This is a genomic window from Yeosuana aromativorans, assembly GCF_014646655.1.
Classification (GTDB): Bacteria; Bacteroidota; Bacteroidia; order Flavobacteriales; family Flavobacteriaceae; genus Yeosuana; species Yeosuana aromativorans.
This window is the reverse complement of sequence record NZ_BMNR01000003.1, coordinates 485,274-486,461: the sequence shown is the minus strand read 5'-3', so window position 1 is coordinate 486,461 and position 1,188 is coordinate 485,274. Positions and strand designations below refer to the sequence as shown.

The 1,188-nt window shown below is 36.6% G+C and carries 1 protein-coding gene and 1 pseudogene; both read left to right on the top strand.

Annotated features, from left to right (window positions below; all coding sequences use genetic code 11):
* Positions 1-276 (top strand): annotated as a pseudogene (locus IEW94_RS16850) (sodium:solute symporter); the annotation flags it as partial.
* Between the two features lie 55 nt (positions 277-331).
* A partial coding sequence (locus IEW94_RS09050; RefSeq protein ID WP_188652171.1) for a glycoside hydrolase family 130 protein occupies positions 332-1,188 on the top strand: 857 nt, incomplete at its 3' end.

Sequence of the window (1,188 nt, the reverse complement as noted above, 5' to 3'; positions counted from 1 at the left end):
TCATTTTATACCAATGTGAGACCATGGGGTTGGTGGAAACCGGTTTTTAGAACATTGAAATCTGAAGACAACTCCTTTACAAAGAATAATGATTTTTATAAAGACATGGTTAACTGTGTAATAGGAATCGTTTGGCAATCTAGTATGATTGTACTGCCTATATTTCTTTTAATTAGAGATTATCCAAAAACACTGGTTTCATTATTTGTTTTTTTGGTTACCTCAATCATTTTAAAATATACGTGGCTGGATAAGGTAAAAAGGCTTCCAGATTAACAAGTATGGCCTAATTTTATAAAAGAAAAGTCAAAAATAATTAAACAACAAAAAAGTGAGTAATATTCCTTGGCAAGATAAACCCAAAAATAGTAATGACGTCATGTGGCGGTATTCTGAAAACCCAATTATTGACAGATATGCTATACCATCATCAAATAGTATTTTTAATAGTGCTGTGGTGCCTTTTGGCGATGGGTTTGCGGGTGTTTTTAGATGTGATAACAAAGCGGTGCAGATGAATATTTTTGCAGGTTTTAGCAGTAATGGAATTGATTGGGAAATCAATCATGAGCCTATTGTTATGCAAGCTGGAAATACAGATATGATAGATTCTGATTATAAATACGATCCGCGTGTTGTGTTTATTGAAGATCGCTATTGGATCACTTGGTGCAACGGCTATCACGGTCCAACCATCGGGATTGGCTACACATTTGATTTCAAGGAATTTTTTCAGTGTGAAAACGCCTTTTTGCCTTTCAATAGAAATGGTGTTTTATTTCCGCAGAAAATAAACGGAAAATACGCGATGTTAAGCAGACCAAGCGATAATGGACATACACCATTTGGTGATATTTACATTAGTTATAGTCCAGATATGAAATATTGGGGAGAACATCGTTGCGTTATGAAAGCGGCACCGTTTGAAGACAGTGCATGGCAATGTACCAAAATAGGGGCAGGCCCAATCCCAATTTTAACTGATGAAGGCTGGCTGATGTTATATCATGGTGTTATAACTACCTGTAACGGATTCCGTTATGCCATGGGTGCGGCTATCTTAGATGAAAATCAACCTGATAAAGTAAAGTACAGAACACAACCTTATTTATTGGGGCCTGCGGTTTCTTATGAGCAAAATGGAGACGTTCCAAACGTGGTATTTCCATGTGCAGCCTTACATGATAC